At 69.4% G+C, this 20,606-nt stretch carries 16 protein-coding genes; 9 read left to right on the top strand and 7 right to left on the bottom strand.

All coding sequences use genetic code 11. The features are described from left to right. Positions 1-44 precede the first annotated feature (44 nt). The gene (locus ACIP8Z_RS21585) at positions 45-1,382 is read left to right on the top strand and encodes an MATE family efflux transporter (protein ID WP_402085703.1); all 1,338 of its coding nucleotides are present in this window, start codon (positions 45-47) and stop codon (positions 1,380-1,382) included. Between the two features lie 106 nt (positions 1,383-1,488). On the opposite strand, the gene rplI is transcribed toward ACIP8Z_RS21585, so the two are convergent. The 4 genes from rplI to rpsF form a co-directional block, all read right to left on the bottom strand. Then, entirely contained in the window at positions 1,489-1,935 is a 447-nt protein-coding gene (rplI, locus tag ACIP8Z_RS21590) for a 50S ribosomal protein L9 (protein WP_030317964.1), read from the bottom strand. Between the two features lie 18 nt (positions 1,936-1,953). Continuing rightward, positions 1,954-2,190, bottom strand: a complete 237-nt coding sequence (rpsR, locus tag ACIP8Z_RS21595) for a 30S ribosomal protein S18 (protein ID WP_003967857.1) — start codon at positions 2,188-2,190, stop codon at positions 1,954-1,956. A 55-nt stretch (positions 2,191-2,245) separates the two neighbouring features. Further along, a complete protein-coding gene (locus ACIP8Z_RS21600; protein ID WP_209495876.1) occupies positions 2,246-2,845 on the bottom strand; it encodes a single-stranded DNA-binding protein in 600 nt (199 codons plus the stop codon). Positions 2,846-2,919: 74 nt separating this feature from the next. Continuing rightward, positions 2,920-3,210 carry a 30S ribosomal protein S6 gene (rpsF, locus tag ACIP8Z_RS21605; RefSeq protein ID WP_015034882.1) on the bottom strand — a complete coding sequence of 97 codons (291 nt, stop codon included), beginning with the start codon at positions 3,208-3,210 and terminating at the stop codon, positions 2,920-2,922. Positions 3,211-3,494: 284 nt separating this feature from the next. Between rpsF and ACIP8Z_RS21610 the strand changes: the two genes are divergently transcribed. The 3 genes from ACIP8Z_RS21610 to ACIP8Z_RS21620 all read left to right on the top strand — a co-directional run bounded on the left by ACIP8Z_RS21610 (position 3,495) and on the right by ACIP8Z_RS21620 (position 6,162). Then, a complete protein-coding gene (locus tag ACIP8Z_RS21610) occupies positions 3,495-3,809 on the top strand; it encodes a hypothetical protein (protein WP_055599083.1) in 315 nt (104 codons plus the stop codon). Positions 3,810-3,929: 120 nt separating this feature from the next. Continuing rightward, positions 3,930-5,048 (top strand): peptidoglycan bridge formation glycyltransferase FemA/FemB family protein, encoded by a 1,119-nt coding sequence (locus tag ACIP8Z_RS21615; RefSeq protein WP_209495874.1) that lies wholly within the window; start codon positions 3,930-3,932, stop codon positions 5,046-5,048. An 82-nt stretch (positions 5,049-5,130) separates the two neighbouring features. Then, the gene (locus ACIP8Z_RS21620; protein WP_055599081.1) at positions 5,131-6,162 is read left to right on the top strand and encodes an alanine racemase; all 1,032 of its coding nucleotides are present in this window, start codon (positions 5,131-5,133) and stop codon (positions 6,160-6,162) included. A gap of 30 nt (positions 6,163-6,192) precedes the next feature. Here the strand turns inward: ACIP8Z_RS21620 and ACIP8Z_RS21625 are convergent, their stop codons facing one another. Next, positions 6,193-7,692, bottom strand: coding sequence for a glycosyltransferase family 87 protein (locus ACIP8Z_RS21625; RefSeq protein WP_402085707.1), 1,500 nt, complete (start codon positions 7,690-7,692; stop codon positions 6,193-6,195). A gap of 136 nt (positions 7,693-7,828) precedes the next feature. After that, a complete protein-coding gene (locus tag ACIP8Z_RS21630) occupies positions 7,829-10,597 on the bottom strand; it encodes a transglycosylase domain-containing protein (protein WP_402085709.1) in 2,769 nt (922 codons plus the stop codon). A 369-nt stretch (positions 10,598-10,966) separates the two neighbouring features. Here ACIP8Z_RS21630 and ACIP8Z_RS21635 point away from each other — a divergent pair, with 369 nt between their 5' ends. From ACIP8Z_RS21635 to ACIP8Z_RS21645, 3 genes are all read left to right on the top strand, one after another. Continuing rightward, complete coding sequence (locus ACIP8Z_RS21635) at positions 10,967-11,647, top strand: helix-turn-helix transcriptional regulator (protein ID WP_319315313.1); 681 nt, start codon at positions 10,967-10,969, stop codon at positions 11,645-11,647. A gap of 48 nt (positions 11,648-11,695) precedes the next feature. Then, on the top strand, positions 11,696-12,778 hold the full coding sequence (locus ACIP8Z_RS21640) for an inositol-3-phosphate synthase (protein WP_030317948.1): 1,083 nt from the start codon (positions 11,696-11,698) through the stop codon (positions 12,776-12,778). Positions 12,779-12,853: 75 nt separating this feature from the next. Then, entirely contained in the window at positions 12,854-14,113 is a 1,260-nt protein-coding gene (locus ACIP8Z_RS21645) for an MFS transporter (protein WP_402085712.1), read from the top strand. 80 nt (positions 14,114-14,193) lie between these two features. Here ACIP8Z_RS21645 and ACIP8Z_RS21650 read toward each other — a convergent pair whose 3' ends face one another. Beyond that, positions 14,194-15,660 (bottom strand): CCA tRNA nucleotidyltransferase, encoded by a 1,467-nt coding sequence (locus tag ACIP8Z_RS21650; protein WP_402085715.1) that lies wholly within the window; start codon positions 15,658-15,660, stop codon positions 14,194-14,196. 211 nt (positions 15,661-15,871) lie between these two features. On the opposite strand from ACIP8Z_RS21650, the gene ACIP8Z_RS21655 reads away from it, so the two are divergent. Together ACIP8Z_RS21655 and murJ are read left to right on the top strand one after the other, a co-directional pair. Continuing rightward, on the top strand, positions 15,872-18,286 hold the full coding sequence (locus ACIP8Z_RS21655) for a DUF6049 family protein (RefSeq protein WP_402085718.1): 2,415 nt from the start codon (positions 15,872-15,874) through the stop codon (positions 18,284-18,286). 45 nt (positions 18,287-18,331) lie between these two features. Further along, positions 18,332-20,584, top strand: a complete 2,253-nt coding sequence (gene murJ / locus ACIP8Z_RS21660) for a murein biosynthesis integral membrane protein MurJ (protein WP_402085720.1) — start codon at positions 18,332-18,334, stop codon at positions 20,582-20,584. The last annotated feature ends 22 nt before the right edge of the window (positions 20,585-20,606 follow it).

The following is a 20,606-nucleotide window of genomic DNA, read 5'->3' on the forward strand; positions in this document are numbered from 1 at the left end:
CAGATGCATTGCATCTCTTACCTGTGGAAGATTAGATTGACCCCATGACCCAGGCCCCCGCGACGCCCAAGGCCGTCCGCCGACAGCACGACCGCGAGATCGTCTCCCTCGCCCTGCCGGCCTTCGGCGCTCTTGTCGCCGAGCCGCTCTTCCTCATGGTCGACAGCGCCATCGTCGGCCATCTCGGCACCCCCCAACTCGCGGGTCTCGCGATCGCCGCCGCGCTGCTGTCCACCGCCGTCAGCGTCTTCGTCTTCCTCGCCTACGCCACCACGGCCGCGGTCTCCCGCCGCGTCGGCGCCGGGGACCTCCAGGCCGCGATCCGGCAGGGCATGGACGGCATCTGGCTCGCCCTCCTCCTCGGGGCCGCCGTCGTCGCGCTGACCCTGCCTGCGGCGCCCTGGCTCATCAGCCTCTTCGGCGCCTCCGACACCGCCGCACCCTACGCCGTCACGTACCTCAGGATCTCCAGCCTCGGCATCCCCGCCATGCTGGTGGTCCTGGCCGCCACCGGCGTCCTGCGCGGCCTTCAGGACACCCGTACACCGCTCTACGTGGCCATCGGAGGCTTCGCGGCCAACGGTGCGCTCAACGTCGGCCTTGTCTACGGCGCCGGTCTGGGGATCGCCGGCTCTGCCTGGGGCACCGTGAATGCCCAGTGCGGCATGGCCGTCGCCTACCTCGTCGTGGTCGTACGGGGCGCCCGCCGCCACGGAGCCTCCCTCCGCCCCGACGCGGCCGGCATACGCGCCTCCGCCCAGGCCGGAGTACCGCTCCTCGTCCGTACGCTCTCACTCCGCGCGGTCCTCATGATCGCCACGGCCGTCGCGGCTCGGATGGGGGACGCGGAGGTCGCGGCCCACCAGATCATCCTGTCCCTGTGGAGCCTGATGGCCTTCGCCCTCGACGCCATCGCGATCGCGGGCCAGGCCATCATCGGCCGCTATCTCGGCGCGAACGACGCCGAGGGCGCCCGACAGGTCTGCCGCCGCATGGTCCAGTGGGGCGTGGTCTCCGGAGTGGTGCTCGGCACGCTGCTCATCGTCGCCCGCCCCCTGTTCATTCCGCTCTTCACCGGTGACACAGCCGTCCAGGACACCCTGCTCCCGGCCCTGCTCGTGGTCGCGCTCTCGCAGCCGATCTCCGGGGTCGTCTTCGTCCTCGACGGCGTCCTGATGGGCGCGGGGGACGGTCCCTACCTGGCCTGGGCCATGCTGCTGACGCTCGCCGTCTTCGCCCCGGTGGCCCTGCTGGTCCCGGTCCTCGGCGGCGGCCTGACGGCGCTCTGGTGGGCGATGACGCTGATGATGTCCGTCCGGATGGCCACGCTCTGGTTCCGCTCCCGCTCGGGCCGCTGGATCGTCACCGGCGCCACTCGCTGAATGTTTCACGTGGAACAGGGCGTTTCACGTGAAACACAGCGGAAGGGCCGCACCCCGAGGGGTGCGGCCCTTCCTCACTGCTCAGCGCAGAGCGCCGGCGGCAGCGTTACGCGGCGACGATCTCGACGCCGAGCTTCGCGGCAACGTCGGCGTGCAGACGCACGGACACCTGGTGCGAGCCCAGGGTCTTGATCGGCGAACCGAGCTCGACGCGACGCTTGTCGACGTCGGGGCCACCCGCGGCCTTGATCGCCGAGGCGATGTCGGCCGGGGTCACGGAGCCGAAGAGACGGCCGGCGTCGCCGGAGCGAACGGCCAGGCGCACCTTCGTGCCCTCGAGCTTGGCCTTGATCTCGTTGGCCTGCTCGATGGTCGCGATCTCGTGGATCTTGCGGGCGCGGCGGATCTGCGCCACGTCCTGCTCGCCACCCTTGGTCCAGCGGATGGCGAAGCCACGCGGGACCAGGTAGTTGCGGGCGTAGCCGTCCTTGACGTCGACGACGTCGCCGGCGGTGCCGAGGCCGGAGACCTCGTGGGTCAGGATGATCTTCATTATTCGGTCACCCTTTCCTTATCGCGCGGTGGACGTGTAGGGCAGCAGCGCCATCTCACGGCTGTTCTTGACGGCCGTGGCGACGTCACGCTGGTGCTGCGTGCAGTTGCCGGTCACGCGGCGGGCACGGATCTTGCCGCGGTCGGAAATGAACTTCCGCAGCATGTTCGTGTCCTTGTAGTCCACGTACTGGGTCTTGTCCTTGCAGAACGCGCAGACCTTCTTCTTAGGCTTGCGCACAGGCGGCTTCGCCATGGTGTTTCTCCTGTGTGATCAAGAATGGGGGTACGAGCTGCTTCGAGGGCGTGCCCTAGAAGGGGGGCTCGTCCGAGTAGCCGCCGCCGCTGGAGTTTCCGCCCCAGCCGCCTCCGCCGCCCTGCTGCTGGCCGCCGCCGGAGGAGGAGGGACCGCCGGTCGCCCACGGGTCGTCGGCGGGAGCACCGCCACCACCCTGCTGGCCACCGCCGGAGTTTCCACCCCAGCTGCCACCGCCGCCGGCCTGCTGGCCGCCGCCGCCCCCGCCGTAACCACCCTGGCCGCCTCGACCGGTGGTCTTGGTGACCTTGGCCGTGGCGTTCTTGAGGCTGGGGCCGACTTCCTCGACATCCAGCTCGTAGACCGTGCGCTTGACGCCCTCACGGTCCTCGTAGGACCGCTGCTTCAGTCGGCCCTGCACGACGACGCGCATGCCTCGCTGAAGCGACTCGGCGACGTTCTCCGCCGCCTGACGCCAGACCGAGCAGGTGAGGAAGAGGCTTTCGCCGTCCTTCCACTCATTGGTCTGACGGTCGAAGGTGCGGGGGGTGGACGCGATACGGAACTTCGCGACCGCCGCACCGGACGGGGTGAAGCGCAGCTCGGGGTCGTCGACAAGATTGCCGACGACCGTGATGACGGTCTCGCCTGCCATGGGGGAACCTCTCGGCGGGATTGCTTCTGGCTGCTTTGCTGCTACTCGGATCCGAAGACCACTGAGCTAGTCGCTCAGTGGGTCTCGGGACGGAGGACCTTGGTCCGGAGGACCGACTCGTTCAGGTTGAGCTGTCGGTCGAGCTCCTTGACGACCGCAGGCTCGGCCTGCAGGTCGATGACCGAGTAGATGCCCTCGGGCTTCTTCTTGATCTCGTAGGCGAGACGACGACGGCCCCAGGTGTCGACCTTCTCGACCTTTCCGTTGCCCTCACGGACGACGGAAAGGAAGTTCTCGATCAGCGGGGAGACAGCGCGCTCCTCGAGATCGGGGTCGAGGATGACCATCACTTCGTAGTGACGCATGTGGAACCCACCTCCTTTGGACTCAGCGGCCACGGTCGTTCCGTGGCAGGAGGGTCGTGATGCGTAAGCAACGGTATCCGCCACCACTGACAGTCCCCCTCGGCGAACGAGGAGCACTGCCGGGATCCAGACGGACCAGGGCAGACACCGGTGCAGACCGTACAGAGTACCCGCTCATCCCCCTGCGGTTGAAATTCACTGGTGGGGGGACGCAATCTGTACACAACGGATGTCGGCGGCGCTACGATGCGCCGCCTTCCGGCAGCTACGCCAGGAGGTGCCCCATGGCACAGGCAATGCGACCCGACCCCGGCCACTCCCTCTTCGCCACCGACGGCAAACCGCACCCCATCCAGGACGCCCTGGTCGGAGTGACGCTGGTCCTCGGCGTCATCGCCTTCATCACCGCGCAGTTCCACAGCCTGCACCTGCTGAGCTCCTGGACGGGGCTCATCGGCATCCTGACCGGCGGCTACGGACAGTTCATCTCCGTGACGACACGCGAGCGCTTCCTGCTGATCCTCGGACTCGGCGCGTCGGCGTTCGGCTTCTACCTCGGCATGGCCCACGGCGGGCTCTTCGGCGGGGTCGTCAGCTGAGTCCAGGGCCACGTCAGGACGCACACACCCACTTCGGGGCGCTCCTCGGTCACAGTAGGCTTCGGCGCGAGAGCCGGAGCCCCTGACCGATGGGGACACACCTGCCGAGGAGCGCCCCGCATGAGCCTGACCCTGAGGACCATCAGCCGTGAGCAGCATCTGGCGTACATCCAGAGCCAGCCCGCGGCGAGCCACTGCCAGGTCCCGGCGTGGGCTGATGTGAAGACCGAGTGGCGCTCGGAGAACCTCGGCTGGTTCGACAAGAGCGGCGAGCTCGTCGGCGTCGGCCTGGTGCTCTACCGCCAGCTCCCGAAGATCAAGCGCTACCTGGCCTATCTGCCCGAGGGCCCGGTCATCAACTGGCACGCGCCCAACCTCGACGACTGGCTGACGCCGATGCTGGCGCACCTCAAGCAGCAGGGCGCCTTCTCGGTGAAGATGGGCCCGCCGGTCGTCATCCGGCGCTGGGACTCGGCCGCCATCAAGTCCGGCATCCAGGACCCGGACGTCAAGCGCCTCAAGGACGTCGAGGCCACCCACATCGAGCCGCGTGCCTTCGAAGTCGCGGACCGGCTGCGGAAGATGGGCTGGCAGCAGGCCGAGGACGGCGGCGCCGGCTTCGGCGACGTGCAGCCCCGCTACGTCTTCCAGGTCCCCCTCGCGAACCGCTCGCTCGACGACGTCCTCAAGGGCTTCAACCAGCTGTGGCGCCGCAACATCAAGAAGGCCGAGAAGGCCGGTGTCGAGGTCGTCCAGGGCGGCTACGAGGACCTGGCCGAGTGGCAGCGGCTCTACGAGATCACGGCCGTCCGTGACCACTTCCGGCCGCGCCCGCTCTCGTACTTCCAGCGCATGTGGACCGTCCTCAACAGCGAGGACCCCAACCGCATGCGGCTCTACTTCGCCCGCCACAACGGTGTGAACCTCTCCGCGGCGACGATGCTCGTCGTCGGCGGCCACGTCTGGTACTCCTACGGCGCCTCCGACAACATCGGCCGCGAGGTCCGGCCCTCGAACGCGATGCAGTGGCGCATGCTGCGCGACGCCTACGCGATGGGCGCGACCGTCTACGACCTGCGGGGCATCTCCGACTCGCTCGACGAGACCGACCACCTCTTCGGGCTCATCCAGTTCAAGGTGGGCACGGGCGGCGAGGCCGTCGAGTACGTCGGCGAGTGGGACTTCCCGCTGAACAAGCTGCTGCACAAGGCGCTCGACATCTACATGTCGCGCCGCTGACCCGTGTCGTGCCGCTGACGTTTCCGTAGTCTCGTACATACCTTTGACACACCGCTGCCATCAGAAAGGTTCCGGGCCGGCCATGGCGCTCTCCCTCTACGTCGACACCGCTCGCTGGCGCGCGCACCAGAAGACCGTCATCGACCAGTTCCCCGGTGTCATCCCGGTCTGCAAGGGCAACGGCTACGGCTTCGGCCACGAACGCCTCGCGGACGAGGCGGCCCGGTTCGGCGCCGACATGCTCGCCGTGGGCACCACGTACGAGGCCGCGCGGATCAAGGACTGGTTCAGCGGCGACCTGCTGGTCCTCACCCCCTTCCGCCGGGGTGAGGAACCGGTTCCGCTGCCCGACCGGGTCATCCGTTCCGTGTCGTCCGTGGACGGCGTCCACGCCCTGGTGGGGGCCCGGGTCGTCATCGAGTGCATGAGCTCGATGAAGCGGCACGGCGTCCGCGAGGAGGAGCTCCAGCAGCTCCACTCCGCCATCGAGGACGTACGCCTGGAGGGCTTCGCGCTCCACCTCCCGCTGGACCGCCCGGACGGCACCGACGCCGTCGAGGAGGTCATCGGCTGGATGGACCGGCTGCGGGCCGCCCGGCTGCCGCTGCACACCATGTTCGTCAGCCATCTGCGGGCCCAGGAACAGGCGCGGCTCCAGCAGCAGTTCCCGCAGACCCGCTTCCGCGCCCGCATCGGCACCCGGCTGTGGCTGGGCGACCACGAGGCCACGGAGTACCGGGGCGCGGTCCTCGACGTGACCCGGGTCTCCAAGGGCGACCGGTTCGGCTACCGCCAGCAGAAGGCCGCGTCGGACGGCTGGCTGGTCGTCGTCGCCGGCGGCACCTCGCACGGTGTGGGCCTGGAGGCCCCCAAGGCCATGCACGGCGTCATGCCGCGCGCCAAGGGCGTCGCACGGGCCGGTCTCGCCACCGTCAACCGGAACCTTTCGCCTTTCGTCTGGGCCGGGAAGCAGCGCTGGTTCGCCGAGCCGCCGCACATGCAGGTGTCGATCCTGTTCGTGCCGGCCGACGCCCAGGAGCCCCGGGTCGGCGACGAGCTCGTGGCCCATCTGCGCCACACCACGACGCAGTTCGACCGGCTCGTCGAGCGCTGAGCCGGCCGGTCGCCCCACGCCCCCGGGAGCTCAGCTCCTGGGGGTTCCCCATTCCACCAGAAGCCCGTCCTCCGCGGCCGGGGCCGCGTGCCGGGCGGGATGGGCGGCCCTGCCCGCCACGAAGACGTCCTCGGCGCCGTCCAGGACGCCTCCGGAGGGGTCGTCCGCGCCGTCCTGCCGGACCGGGTCCTTCTCGGGCGTGAGGATGTCGCGTACGACCATCACGCACAGGTACAGGGTGCCGAGCAGGTGCAGCACGATCGCGAACTGGTAGCCGTCCACCGGCAGACCCTGCTTGTTGCCGCTGGTCGTGAACGCCAGGTACATCCAGACGCCCACGAAGTACATGACCTCGCACGCCTGCCAGACCAGGAAGTCGCGCCAGCGCGGCCGGGCGAGCGCCGCCAGCGGCACCAGCCACAGCACGTACTGCGGTGAGTAGACCTTGTTGGTCAGGACGAACGCGGCGACGATCAGGAACGCCAGCTGGACGAAGCGGGGCCTGCGGGGCGCCGTGAACGCCAGATAGGCGAGCCCTCCGATCGCCGCCAGCATCAGCAGCAGCGCGTACAGATTGGCCTGGCCCGGCGTTATCGCGTCGCCCGTCCGCTGGCTGACCAGCAGCCAGATCGAACCGAAGTCGACGTTCCGGTCCCGGCTGAAGAGGTAGAACTGCTTCCAGCCCTCGGGTGCGAGCAGCATCACCGGCAGGTTCACCACCAGCCACGCGCCGCCGGCGGCCAGCACCGCCGTCCCGTACTCCCGCCACTTCCCGGCCCGCCAGCAGAGCAGCAGCAGCGGGCAGAGGAGCAGTATCGGGTAGAACTTGGCGGCGGTGGCCAGGCCGAGCAGGATCCCGAAGGCCAGCGGCCGTTCGCGCGACCACATCAGGATCGCGGCGGCCGTGAGCGCGACGGCCAGCATGTCCCAGTTGATCGTCGCGGTCAGCGCGATCGAGGGCGCCAGGGCGACGAGCAGTCCGTCCCAGGGCCGCAGCCGGTGCGTCCGGGTCACACAGACCGCGAGGACAGCCGCGCAGACCATCAGCAGACCCGCGTTGGCCAACCAGTACGACTGCTCGCGCTGCATCGTGTCGCCGCCGCCCGGCGTCAGCCAGGCCGCGACCTCCATGAAGAGCCCGGTCAGGACCGGGTACTCGAGGAACGGTATGTCGCCGCCCAGCCGGTCGAAGTAGGGCACCAGGCCCTCGGCGAAGCCCCGCCCCGTGAAGAGGTGCGGGATGTCCGAGTAGCAGGCGTGGGTGTACTGGGAGGTCGTGCCCCGGAACCAGGCCCAGTTGTAGCAGGGCAGCTTCTGCACCATGCCGAGGGCGAACATGCCGATGGCCACGAGGGCGATCACCCGCACCGGCGAGAACTGCCCGGTGCCGGTCCTCGCCCGCCGGCCGTAGGGGCCGCCGATCAGTTCGCTGCCCGCGGCGGCCACCTTGTCCCGGTGGGTGGGGATGACCGTCTGCGAGCGGCCCTCGGGCCGGTCCTGCGGCGCGCTCGTCTTCTGGAGGCTCGGCATGGGGGACATCCTGCCGTACGGCTCCGGGAAAACGGCGAGGGCCGCCGCGGCCGGCCCGTACGGAAAGGTACGGATCGGACGCGACGGCCCTCGGATCACGCGTCGGCGGGGAACCGGGGAGTGCCCCGCCGGAGGGTCAGGGGACCCAGACCCCGCTGCCGGGTTTGCCGTTCCCCCCGCCCGGACCGTTCCCGTCGTCCGTCGGCGTGCCGGTCCCGGTCGGTGTGCCGGTGGTGGGTGGCGCGGTCGTGGGCTGCCCGGTGTTGCCGCCGGGATCGCCCGGATCCTCCGTGCAGCCCCAGCCCCAGACACCACAGGTCGTCTTGCCCGGCTTCGGCGTCCGCGTCGTGGTCGGTGCGGTCGTCGTCGGCGGCGGCGTGGTGGTCGGCGCGGACGTCGTCGGCGTGGCCGAGCTCTCGGTCGGCGTCGGGGTGGCCGTCGGAGTCGGCGTGGGGCTGGCCGCGCCACCGCCGAAGACGGGCTCGGCGCCCTCCAGCTTCTCCGGCTTCGGGAAGGCCTTGACGTCGTCGTTCTTCACGGCCTGGGTCATGTAGTCGTGCCAGATCTGGGACGGGAACGACGAACCGTGAATCCGGGGCTGGGCACCCGTGCCGAACATCTCCTGGAACTCGCGGTTCTTCTTCGTGTCGTCGTCGTCGAACCGGTACATGTCGATCGCGGTCGACAGCTGCGCGGTGTAGCCGACGAACCAGGCCGACTTGTTGCCGTCGGTCGTACCGGTCTTGCCGGCCACGTCACGGCCCGGGATACGCGCCTTGCGACCGGTGCCCTCGTCGTCCTCCACGACGGAGCGGAGGACGTCGGTGACGTTGTTGGCCACCGCGGGCGAGAAGGCGAGCTTCTCGTCCTGCTTGTGCTTCTTGAAGGGGGCGCCTCCCTTGCGCACCTCCTCCACCGAGTAGGGCTCGTTCTGCTTGCCCTGGTTGGCGAAGGTCCCGTAGGCACCGGCCATCCGGATGGCGCTCGGGCTGGAGACACCGAGGGAGAAGGAGGGGAACTCACCCGGGACGAGCGAGTCGGGGCGCAGGCCCGCCCGGACGGCCGCATCACGGACCTTGTCGATGCCGACGTCCATGCCGAGCTGCACGTACGGCGAGTTCGCCGACTTGACCATGGCCCGGCGCAGGGTCATGTCCTTGTAGTCCGCGTCGTCGTCGTTGGTCTGGCGCCACTCCTTGCCCTTGTCGTCGTGCCAGACCTCGCCGTCGTACCTGCGGATCGTCAGCCCGTTCTTGCCGGAGTAGCGGCTCTTGTCCGGGTCCACGATCGTGCGGCTGGACGCGTCCTGCTCCGCACCCAGCTTCTTGTCCCGGACCCCGTCCGTCATCGCGGCGGCGAGCACGAAGGGCTTGAACGTCGATCCGACCTGCGCACCGGTGTTGTCGGCGTTGCTCCGGAAGTGCTTGGTCGCGTCCACGCCGCCGTAGAGGGCGACGATCTTCCCGGTCGCGGTGTCGACGGAGGCACCGCCGAACTGCACGTTGGTGTCCTCCTTCGGGCGCTTCTTCGGGTCGATGTGCTCGTCCAGGATCTTTGTGACCGACTTCTCCAGAGTGGCCACCTTCTGCTTGTCGAAGGTGGTGTAGATCTCGTAGCCGCCGCGCTCCAGATCCTGCTCGGTGATATCGAACTGGGCCTTGATGTTCGCCTTCGCGGTGTTGACCAGATAGCCGATCTGACCGCTGAGGTTGGCGTTCTTCTTGGGCTTCTCGATCTTGGGGAACGTCGTGTACTTCGCACGTTCCGCGGCCGGGAGGTGCCCGTCCTTCTGCATCTCGTCGAGAATCCAGGACCACCGCTCGGTGGCCCGCACGGTGTTCTTCTCGGGCGTGGCCTCGGGGTCGACCTCGGGGAGGCCGGCGGGGTCGTAGTACGTCGCGCCCTTGAGCACCGCGGCGAGCAGCGCCGACTGGCTGGGGTCGAGATCCTCGGCGTCGACGTTGAAGTACGCACGTGCCGCCGCCTGAACGCCGTAGGCGCCACGTCCGTAGTACGCGGTGTTCAGATAGCCGGCGAGGATTTCGTCCTTCTCGACCTCGCCGCCGACCTTCATGGAGATGAAGAGTTCCTTCACCTTCCGGCTGAGGGTCTGCGACTGGTCGTCGAGACGGTTGTTCTTGACGTACTGCTGGGTGATCGTCGAACCACCCTGGGTCTCGCCGCCCTTGGCCATGTTCCACACGGCACGGCCGATACCCATGGGGTCGATTCCGGAGTCGTCCCAGAAGGTCTTGTTCTCCGCCGAGATCACGGCGTTCTGCATGGACTTCGGGATGTTGGCGAACGGGATGATCTGGCGGTTCGCGCCGCTGCCCGTCGCGACCATCCGGGATCCGTCGGCCCAGTAGTAGATGTTGTTCTGCGACTTCGCGGTCAGCGCCTCGTTGGGAATCTCCACCCGCGAGTACGCGATCGCGGCCGCGCCCATCAGGCTGGCCATGAAGAACAGGAACGTGCCCGTCACGAGCTTCCATGACGGCATCCAGCGACGCCATCCGTACTTTCCGTGACGGGGGTAGTCGATGATGCGCTTCTTGCCCGGCGGACGCCCGCCGGAGCCACGGCCGGGACCGCTGCCGCGGCCGCCACCGCCGCCACCTCGCCGCCCGCCCCCGGGACCACCGGGACCCCCGGGGCCGGCCTCGGCCCCCTTTCGGCGGCTGCCGCGCTGGGCAGCCCTGCGGGCCTCGGCACGGCCCCCGTAGGGCCGCTGCTCCTCCCCAGGGGAGGAAGGAGGTCCGTACGAGGCCGAAGGGGCCTCCCTACCGACGTCTTGGGTGGGGGCCGACCTGCGGCCCACCGGCTGCTGGGCAGCGCGCCGTGCCGCCGCGCGACCGCCCGTCGGCGGCTGCTGCGGCGGCATTTTGCGACGATGCTCGCTCATCGAACGACTACTCCTCGGGCAGGCGTGAACGCCTGGAAGCGGCAGTTGAGTTCCGGTCCCCCCGAAATGCGCACGGCCGGAGCCCCATCGGAGGCCCCTCCGTATCGCAGCCGGTCACCCGGAGCACTGACGCCCCTCGGCAGCGCTCGGTTCCCGGTGTTCTGCATGCGGCACAGCCTACGCACGGCCAAAACCCACCTAGGGCCGGAGTTCACCCCAAATCAGGCAAGTCGAACGCTGTGAATTGACGATGTGACGCCGGTCACGGCGGGCCCACTTGTCGGGACCTTCGGGCCGTTCTATCGTGCTGATGTATCGAGCCGATACATCAGCACGGCATAAGGGCCCCGAAGGCGGAGGAGGCGACGAATGAGCAGACGTTCCGGCATCCTCGAGTTCGCCGTCCTCGGCCTGCTGCGCGAGGCTCCGATGCACGGGTACGAGCTGCGGAAGCGCCTCAACACCTCGCTGGGCGTCTTCCGGGCCTTCAGCTACGGAACGCTGTACCCCTGCCTCAAGACGCTGGTCGCCAACGGCTGGTTGATCGAGGAACCGGGCAGCGCTCCCGAGGAAGCCCTCGCCGCTTCACTCGCAGGACGCCGAGCCAAGATCGTCTACCGGTTGACGGCCGCGGGTAAGGAGCACTTCGAGGAGCTCCTGTCCCACACCGGCCCGGACGCCTGGGAGGACGAGCACTTCGCCGCACGCTTCGCCTTCTTCGGGCAGACCGAGCGCGAGGTGCGGATGCGGGTCCTCGAAGGCCGCCGCAGCCGGCTGGAGGAGCGCCTGGAGAAGATGCGCGCCTCCCTGGCACGCACCCGCGAGCGCCTCGACGACTACACGCTTGAGCTGCAGCGCCACGGCATGGAGTCCGTGGAGCGCGAAGTGCGCTGGCTGAACGAGCTCATCGAGAGCGAGCGGGCAGGGCGGGATCAGCGATCCGGCCCCGACGCCCCCGCTCTGCACGACAACGATTCTGGAGACACGGGCGGCCTGCCCCGGCACGGGGGCAGTACCCGGCCGGATCCGTCCGACGACACCACCAAGTGAAACCCTGCGCACAGCAGGGCTTCCACGATCACACAGGGAGCAACCGGAATGGGTTCGGTTCGCGTAGCCATCGTCGGCGTGGGCAACTGCGCCGCCTCGCTGGTTCAGGGCGTCGAGTACTACAAGGACGCCGACCCGGCGGCCAAGGTCCCCGGCCTGATGCACGTTCAGTTCGGCGACTACCACGTCCGTGACATCGACTTCGTCGCGGCCTTCGACGTCGACGCGAAGAAGGTCGGCCTCGACCTCTCGGACGCCATCGGCGCCAGCGAGAACAACACCATCAAGATCTGCGACGTCCCGAACAAGGGCGTCACGGTCCAGCGCGGTCACACCCTCGACGGTCTCGGCAAGTACTATCGCCTGACCATCGAGGAGTCCGCCGAGGAGCCGGTGGACGTCGTCCAGATCCTCAAGGACCGCGAGGTCGACGTTCTCATCTGCTACCTGCCGGTGGGTTCCGAGGACGCGGCGAAGTTCTACGCCCAGTGCGCCATCGACGCCAAGGTCGCCTTCGTCAACGCGCTTCCGGTCTTCATCGCCGGCACCAAGGAGTGGGCTGACAAGTTCACCGAGGCGGGCGTCCCGATCGTCGGCGACGACATCAAGTCGCAGGTCGGCGCGACCATCACGCACCGCGTGATGGCGAAGCTGTTCGAGGACCGCGGTGTCCGTCTTGAGCGCACGATGCAGCTCAACGTCGGCGGCAACATGGACTTCAAGAACATGCTCGAGCGCGACCGCCTCGAGTCCAAGAAGATCTCCAAGACGCAGGCCGTCACCTCGCAGATCCCCGACCGCGAGCTGGGCGAGAAGAACGTCCACATCGGTCCCTCGGACTACGTGGCCTGGCTGGACGACCGCAAGTGGGCGTACGTGCGCCTCGAGGGCCGCGCCTTCGGCGACGTTCCGCTGAACCTCGAGTACAAGCTCGAGGTGTGGGACTCCCCGAACTCGGCGGGTGTCATCATCGACGCCCTGCGCGCCGCGAAGATCGCCAAGGACCGCGGCATCGGCGGCCCCATCCTCTCCGCGTCGAGCTACTTCATGAAGAGCCCGCCGGTGCAGTACTTCGACGACGAGGCCCTGGCCAACGTCGAGAAGTTCATCAAGGGTGAGGTCGAGCGCTAAAGCGCCGCACGCTTGTCGATCGAGGGTCCCCGCGGCACTGCCCGGGGGCCCTCTTCGTATGTGAGTCTTGCTGCCATGTCCGTCGTACGTGATCTGCGCGTACTCCTGCGCCTGACGAACTTCCGCCGCCTGCTCGCCGTCCGGCTGCTCTCCCAGTGCGCCGACGGCGTCTACCAGGTGGCCCTGGCCACGTACGTCGTGTTCTCCCCCGAGAAGCAGACCTCCCCCGCCGCGATCGCCTCCGCCATGGCGGTGCTCCTGCTGCCGTACTCGCTCGTCGGGCCCTTCGCGGGGGTGCTCCTCGACCGCTGGCAGCGCCGCCAGGTCTTCCTGTACGGCAACCTCCTGCGGGCCCTCCTCGCCGGCGGCACCGCCGTACTCATCCTCGCTTCCGTGCCCGACTGGCTCTTCTACGCCTCCGCGCTCTCTGTCACGGCCGTCAACCGCTTCGTCCTCGCGGGGCTCTCGGCCTCGCTCCCGCGTGTCGTCGACGACGAACGGCTGGTCGTGGCGAACTCGCTGTCGCCCACCGCCGGCACCCTCGCCGCGACCGTGGGCGGCGGACTCGCGTTCGGCATCCAGCTGATCGCCGACAGGTCCGACGCGGCCGTGGTGGCCTTCGGCGCCGTCCTCTACCTCTGCTCCGCCCTCGCCTCGCTACAGATGTCCCGGGAGCTCCTGGGCCCCGATCCGGCCCTCGCGCCCCAGCGACTCGGCTCCGCTCTGGCCTCCACGGCGCGAGGACTGGGCGAGGGACTGCGACACCTCTCGGAACGACGGCCCGCCGCGCGCGCCCTCATCGCGGTGGGTCTCATGCGCTTCTGTTACGGCGCCCTGCTCGTCACCGTGCTCATGCTCTGCCGCTACGAGTGGGGCTCCACGGAGTCCGAAGGGCTCGGGCTCCTCGGAATCGCCGTCGGCGTCTCGGGCGCGGGATTCTTCGCGGCCGCCCTGCTCTCCCCGTGGGCGGTGGGACGGCTCGGGCCCTTCGGCTGGATGACGGTGTGCGCGGCGACGGCAGCCGTGCTCGAACCGGTGCTGGGCCTGACCTTCGCCCCGATGCCCTTCTTCGTCGCCGCCTTCGTCCTCGGGCTCACCACCCAGGGCTCCAAGATCGCTACGGACACCGTGGTGCAGACGTCCGTGGACGACGCCTACCGGGGCAGGGTCTTCGCGCTGTACGACGTGCTGTTCAACGTCGCCTTCGTGGCCGCGGCAGGGGTCGCCGCGCTGATGCTGCCGCCCGACGGCCGTTCCTCGCTCCTGGTCGTGCTGGTGGCCCTGATCTACGCGGTGATCGCGCTGGCCTTGCGGGGGGAACGCACCGAGGGGTGATGTTTCACGTGAAACATCACCCCTCACGGCTGTCGCGTGACCGATGTTTCACGTGAAACATCGAGGCTCACGGACGAGGCTCAGCCCTGCGTGGCCCACCACTCCTTGAGCGCGGCCACGGCCTGGTCGTGCTCCATCGGCCCGTTCTCCAGCCGGAGCTCCAGCAGGAACTTGTACGCCTGCCCGATGGCGGGACCGGGACCGATGCCCAGGATCTCCTGGATCTGGTTGCCGTCGAGGTCAGGACGGATCGCGTCGAGCTCCTCCTGCTCCTGGAGCTGGGCGATGCGGTCCTCCAGGCCGTCGTAGGCACGGGAGAGAGCGCCCGCCTTGCGCTTGTTGCGGGTGGTGCAGTCCGAGCGGGTCAGCTTGTGCAGACGCGAGAGCATCGGCCCGGCGTCCCGGACGTAGCGGCGCACGGCCGAGTCGGTCCACTCGCCGGTCCCGTAGCCGTGGAAGCGGAGATGCAGTTCCACGAGCCGCGAGACGTCCTTGATCATCTCGTTGGAGTACTTGAGCGCGGTCATGCGCTTCTTGGTCATCTTCGCGCCCACCACCTCGTGATGGTGGAAGGAGACCCGGCCGTCCTTCTCGAAGCGGCGGGTGCGCGGCTTGCCGATGTCGTGGAGCAGGGCCGCGAGGCGCAGCACCAGGTCGGGACCGTCCTCTTCCAGGTCGATGGCCTGGTCGAGCACGGTCAGCGAGTGCTCGTAGACGTCCTTGTGACGGTGGTGCTCGTCGCTCTCCAGACGCAGCGCCGGCAGCTCGGGGAGCACGTGCTCGGCGAGCCCCGTGTCCACGAGGAGCCCGAGGCCCTTCCTGGGGTGGGAGGAGAGCAGCAGCTTGTTGAGCTCGTCACGAACCCGCTCGGCGGAGACGATCTCGATCCGGCCGGACATCTCCTTCATCGCCGTGACGACCTCGGGGGCCACCTCGAAGTCCAGCTGAGCGGCGAACCGCGCGGCCCGCATCATGCGCAGCGGGTCGTCGGAGAAGGACGCCTCCGGCGTACCCGGCGTACGCAGCACGCGGGCGGCGAGGTCCTCAAGACCGCCGTACGGGTCGATGAACTCCTTCTCCGGGAGCGCCACGGCCATGGCGTTGACGGTGAAGTCACGCCGGACGAGGTCCTCGTCGATGGAGTCGCCGTAGGAGACCTCGGGCTTGCGCGAGGTCCGGTCGTACGCCTCGGAGCGGTACGTGGTGACCTCGATCTGATAGCTCTGATCGACGTCTCCGACGCGGGCCTCCTTCTGGCAGCCGACGGTCCCGAAGGCGATGCCGACCTCCCACACCGCGTCGGCCCATGGACGGACGATCTTCAGTACGTCCTCGGGGCGGGCGTCGGTGGTGAAGTCCAGGTCGTTGCCGAGCCGGCCGAGCAACGCGTCCCGTACCGAGCCACCGACCAGCGCGAGGCTGAACCCGGCCTCCTGGAAGCGGCGGGCGAGGTCGTCGGCGACAGGGGACACACGCAGCAGTTCACTGACCGCGCGGCGTTGCACCTGGCTCAGTGCAGTCGGGGTGTCTTCGTTGGCGTTCGGCACAACAGAAAAGGGTACGTGCCCCGGCCCGCGCCGACGTCCTCGTTTTCCCGTGGGCGATGCACAGGGAGCCACCGGACGGGCCCCGTCGAAGATCGGCTGGAGCAGTCCCCGGCACTTGCTCCCAGCGTGCCTCGTTACCATGCCTGGACACAGCAACCGGGAACCACCTACTCCACTCACACCAGAGACAACGACGAGGACGGGCGAACGCGTGGCCGAGGCGGCAGACATCCAGGGAACCGGTCCCTCACCTGCCCGCCGATGGCTGCGGCGCACGATCACCGTCGCCTTCGGGGCGCCGCTCCTCGCCGGCCTCCTCCAGGCCCCGGCCACGTCCTCCCCGGTGTTCGCCGCCGAGGACGCCACCAGCTCGAAGGCCGTCGACTCGAAGACCGTCGATGTGTCTCTCGACACGCTGGCGCCGAGCGCGCCCGTCGAGGGGGACACGGTCACGATCACCGGCTCGGTGACCAACCGGAGCAAGAAGACGGTGACCGACGCGACCGTGAACCTGCGCGTCGGGCCGCAGATGACGAGCCGCAGCGAGATCGAGCAGGTGACGGGGCGCACCGGTTACCGGAGCGACAGCGACCCCGCCCCCCTCGACGACGCTCCCACGGTCAAGATCCCCCGCCTGGGCCCCGGCCTCAGTGCGGGCTTCTCCCTCTCCGTGCCGGTCTCCGAGCTCGGCCTCGACGAGGCCGGCGTCTACCAGCTGGGCGTCTCGCTCACCGGGCAGACCTCGGACCGCCGCTCCGACCGGGTGCTCGGTATCGAGCGGACCTTCCTCCCGTACCAGCCCGAGGCCACCGAGAAGAAGACCCAGCTGACGTACCTCTGGCCGCTGATCTCCTCGGCCCATGTGTCGGCCGAGACGGCGACCGACGACCAGCAGACCCCGGTGTTCGAGGACGACACCCTGGCGGACGAGCTGAAGCCGGGCGGGCGGCTCGACGAGCTCGTCTCGCTGGGCAAGGACCTCCCGGTCACCTGGGTGGTCGATCCGGATCTCCTGGCCTCCGTCGACGCCATGGCGAACGGCTACCGCGTCAAGGGCGGCACCCTGCGCCTCCCCGGCAAGCACCAGGCCGTCGCACAGCGGTGGCTGGACTCGCTGGAGAAGGCCGTCCAGGGCCACAAGGTCGTCGCCCTGCCCTTCGCCGACCCCGACCTCGCCTCCCTCGCCCACCGCGGCAAGGACGTCCCCGGCTCGCTGGGGCACCTCCAGTCGGCGACCGCCCTGGCCGGGACGACGGTCGAGACCATCCTCCACGTCCAGCCCGCCACCGACTTCGCCTGGCCCGTCGACGGGGCCGTCGACCCGTCCATCCTGTCGGTGGCGACCTCGGCCGGTGCCGACAAGGTGATCGCACGCAGCGACAGCGTCCGCGACGACCTCCCCTACACGCCCACCGCGGCCCGCCCCTTCAGCAACGGCACCAACGCCGTGGTGAGCGACGCGCTCCTGTCCACGGCCTTCGAGGGGGACATGGTCCGGACGGAGAACTCGACCCTCGCGGTCCAGGAGTTCCTCGCCCAGTCCCTCGCCATCACCCTGGAGCAGCCGGAGGCCCAGCGCAGCATCGTCGTCGCCCCGCAGCGGGTGCCGACCGCCGCGCAGGCGCAGACCATGGCGACCGCCCTGCGCGGGCTCTCCGCCAAGCGGTGGAGCCAGCCGAGCGACCTCCTGGCGGCCGCCGCGGCCAAGCCGGACCCCGACGCCTCCACCGCGGTGCCCGCCGGCTCCCGGTACCCGAAGAAGCTGCGCGACCGGGAGCTTCCGGTCCAGGCCTTCCGCGACATGAAGACCACGCGCGACGAGCTGGACGACTTCAAGGTCATCCTGACCGCCCAGTACCGCGTCGTGCCCCCGTTCACCAACGCGATCAACCGCGAGATGTCTACCTCCTGGCGGGGACAGGCCCGGGCCGCCGCGCTCTACCGGATCAACGTCCTGGAATACCTGCAGACCCTCACCGAGGGGGTCCAGCTGGTCGACAAGTCCGACCTCACCCTCTCCGGCCGCAGCGCGACGATCCCCGTGACCGTCCAGAACAAGCTGCTGCAGGACGTGCATCTCGTGCTGCGGCTCACCTCCGGCAGCAAGAACCGGCTCAACCTGAACGGCGAGAGGTACAAAGAGCTGCCCGTGAGGATCAGCGGCGGCCACAGCCAGTCGGTGAAGTTCTCCGCCTCCGCCAACGTCAACGGCCAGGTGCCGATGACGGCCCAGCTCTACACCGAGGACGGCACTCCCTACGGGCAGCCGATGACGTTCACCGTGAAGGTCTCCGAGATCACCGCCACGGTGATGCTCGTGATCGCCGGTGGTGTCCTCCTCCTCGTCCTGGCCGGCGTGCGGATGTACAGCCAGCGCAAGCGGGTGGCCGCTCGGAAGGCTGAGGCCGAGGCGGAGGAGACGGGCACCACCCCGGAGGAGTCGGAGCCGCGGCCGGAATCCGGGGCGGATCCCGAGGTGGAACCCGCGGCGGTCCCGCCGCAGGAGCCGGAGGCCGCTTCGGACGGGCGCGACGCGGACGAACCCGAGCAGCCGAGTGACCCGACACCGGACACCGGGCCCGAAAGCGGCGACCCGTCGGGCCCGGGTGAGAAAGTGGACCGTTGAGCTATGTCGTGGCCGGTCGGCCGGGGACGATGAGGTGGGGTAACCATGAACGCGCCGTACGACGGTGACCGCGGCCAGGGTGCGGGCGGCACCCCGCCGTCCGGTGGGACGCCCGCGGCACCTCCCGGCTCCGGCCACCCGCCGGTGCCGCCCCCGCCGCCGGGTGCCGCCGGCCCGCAGGGGCACGCCCCCTACCCGCAGGACGGCTACGCGCCGGACGGCCACCAGCAGAACCCGTACGCCCAGGACCCCTACGTCCAGGACGTGTTCACCCATGACCCGTACCGGGCCCAGGACCTGTCCGCGCAGGACCCGGTGACCGAGGCGCTCTACGACCGCGCCGCGCATCCGCCGCCCCCGCCCGGCACGTACCAGGAGCCGCAGCCGCTCTACCAGCAGCCGGCCGCACCCCACCACGCTCCCGACCCACGGGTGTGGGCCCAGACCCCGGCGCCGGAGCCCGAGGGCCCCTCCCGCCACCTGCCGTACGGCGACGACGCGCGCACCGTCCAGTTCACCGGCGTCGACGACCTGGTGACCCGGGCCGGCGAGGAGGAGCCCGAGCCGGACGCCTTCGCGCACCTCTACCGCGACCAGCAGACGCCCGGCCAGGTGCCCCCGCCCGCCCCGGAGCCGGATCCCATGCCCGCCCCCGCACCCAAGAAGTCCGGCCGCGCCTCAGGCCTGCTGAAGTCGAGCGCGGTGATGGCCGCCGGCACCCTGGTCTCCCGGCTCACCGGCTTCGTCCGCAGCCTGGTGATCACCGGTGCGCTCGGCGCCGCCCTGCTCGGTGACACCTTCACCATCGCCTACACCCTGCCGACGATGATCTACATCCTCACCGTCGGCGGCGGCCTCAACTCGGTCTTCGTCCCGCAGCTCGTCCGCTCGATGAAGAACGACGAGGACGGCGGCGAGGCCTACGCCAACCGTCTACTCACCCTGGTGATGGTGGCCCTCGGCGCGATCGTGGTCCTGGCCGTCTTCGCGGCACCGCTGCTCATCAGGCTGATGTCGAACACCATCGCCGACGACGCCGCGGCCAACAGCGTGGCCGTGACCTTCGCCCGCTACTGCCTGCCCACGATCTTCTTCATGGGTGTGCACGTGGTGATGGGTCAGATCCTCAACGCCCGCGGCAAGTTCGGCGCGATGATGTGGACCCCGGTCCTCAACAACATCGTCATGATCGTCACCTTCGGCCTGTTCATCTGGGTCTACGGCACCTCCGCCGAGTCCCACATGGGTGTGCAGACCATCCCCGACGACGGCATCCGCCTGCTCGGCATCGGCACCCTGCTCGGACTCGTCGTCCAGGCCCTGGCGATGATCCCGTACCTCCGGGAGACCGGCTTCCGCTTCCGGCCCCGCTTCGACTGGAAGGGCCACGGGCTCGGCAAGACGGTCAAGCTCGCCAAGTGGACCGTGCTCTTCGTCCTCGCCAACCAGGCGGGCGTCCTGGTCGTCACCCAGCTCGCCACCGCCGCCGGTGAGGAGTCCGGGAAGAACGGTGCGGGCTTCCTCGCCTACTCCAACGCCCAGCTGATCTGGGGCATGCCGCAGGCCATCATCACGGTCTCCGTCATGGCCGCGCTGCTGCCGCGAATCTCCCGCGCCGCCCACGACAACGACCCGGGCGCCGTCCGGGACGACATCTCGCAGGGCCTGCGCAACTCGGCCGTCGCGATCGTCCCCGTCTCCTTCGCCTTCCTGGCGCTCGGCGTCCCGATGTGCACCCTGCTCTACGCCTCCAGCGGCGTCGAGGCCGCCCAGGGCATGGGCTTCATCCTGATGGCGTTCGGCCTCGGCCTGATCCCCTACTCCGTCCAGTACGTCGTGCTCCGAGGCTTCTACGCCTACGAGGACACCCGGACGCCCTTCTACAACACGGTCATCGTCGCCGCCGTCAACGCGGCCGCCTCCGCGATCTGTTACGTCGTCCTGCCCGCCCAGTGGGCCGTCGTCGGCATGGCCGCCTCGTACGGCCTCGCCTACGCCGTCGGTGTCGGCATCGCCTGGCGCCGCCTCCGCAAGCGGCTGGGCGGCGACCTGGACGGCACCCATGTGCTGCGGACCTACGCCCGCCTGTGCATGGCTTCCGTGCCCGCCGCCATCGTCTCCGGCGCCGTCGGCTTCGGCCTGCTGAAGCTCCTCGGCGAGGGGGCGTTGGGCTCGCTCGTCGCCCTGATCGTCGGCGGTGCGGTGCTCCTCGGAGTCTTCTTCGTCGCGGCCAAGCGCATGCGGATCGCGGAGCTGAACACCCTGGTCGGAATGGTGCGCGGACGCCTGGGACGCTGAGCCGACAGCTCCCGCACAACCA

The sequence above is a fragment of the Streptomyces sp. NPDC088553 genome (genome assembly GCF_044752965.1).
GTDB lineage: Bacteria > Actinomycetota > Actinomycetes > Streptomycetales > Streptomycetaceae > Streptomyces.

What these genes read in the sequence shown, in the direction of transcription:
- ACIP8Z_RS21600 (WP_209495876.1), bottom strand. Translation starts at nt 2,845, where the DNA reads ATGGCAGGCGAGACCGTCATCACGGTCGTCGGCAATCTTGTCGACGAC.
- ACIP8Z_RS21615 (WP_209495874.1), top strand. Translation starts at nt 3,930, where the DNA reads ATGAGCCTGACCCTGAGGACCATCAGCCGTGAGCAGCATCTGGCGTAC.
- murJ (WP_402085720.1), top strand. Translation starts at nt 18,332, where the DNA reads ATGAACGCGCCGTACGACGGTGACCGCGGCCAGGGTGCGGGCGGCACC.
- ACIP8Z_RS21610 (WP_055599083.1), top strand. Translation starts at nt 3,495, where the DNA reads ATGGCACAGGCAATGCGACCCGACCCCGGCCACTCCCTCTTCGCCACC.
- rpsR (WP_003967857.1), bottom strand. Translation starts at nt 2,190, where the DNA reads ATGGCGAAGCCGCCTGTGCGCAAGCCTAAGAAGAAGGTCTGCGCGTTC.
- ACIP8Z_RS21625 (WP_402085707.1), bottom strand. Translation starts at nt 7,692, where the DNA reads ATGCCGAGCCTCCAGAAGACGAGCGCGCCGCAGGACCGGCCCGAGGGC.
- ACIP8Z_RS21635 (WP_319315313.1), top strand. Translation starts at nt 10,967, where the DNA reads ATGAGCAGACGTTCCGGCATCCTCGAGTTCGCCGTCCTCGGCCTGCTG.
- ACIP8Z_RS21630 (WP_402085709.1), bottom strand. Translation starts at nt 10,597, where the DNA reads ATGAGCGAGCATCGTCGCAAAATGCCGCCGCAGCAGCCGCCGACGGGC.
- ACIP8Z_RS21640 (WP_030317948.1), top strand. Translation starts at nt 11,696, where the DNA reads ATGGGTTCGGTTCGCGTAGCCATCGTCGGCGTGGGCAACTGCGCCGCC.
- ACIP8Z_RS21585 (WP_402085703.1), top strand. Translation starts at nt 45, where the DNA reads ATGACCCAGGCCCCCGCGACGCCCAAGGCCGTCCGCCGACAGCACGAC.
- ACIP8Z_RS21645 (WP_402085712.1), top strand. Translation starts at nt 12,854, where the DNA reads ATGTCCGTCGTACGTGATCTGCGCGTACTCCTGCGCCTGACGAACTTC.
- ACIP8Z_RS21620 (WP_055599081.1), top strand. Translation starts at nt 5,131, where the DNA reads ATGGCGCTCTCCCTCTACGTCGACACCGCTCGCTGGCGCGCGCACCAG.
- rpsF (WP_015034882.1), bottom strand. Translation starts at nt 3,210, where the DNA reads ATGCGTCACTACGAAGTGATGGTCATCCTCGACCCCGATCTCGAGGAG.
- rplI (WP_030317964.1), bottom strand. Translation starts at nt 1,935, where the DNA reads ATGAAGATCATCCTGACCCACGAGGTCTCCGGCCTCGGCACCGCCGGC.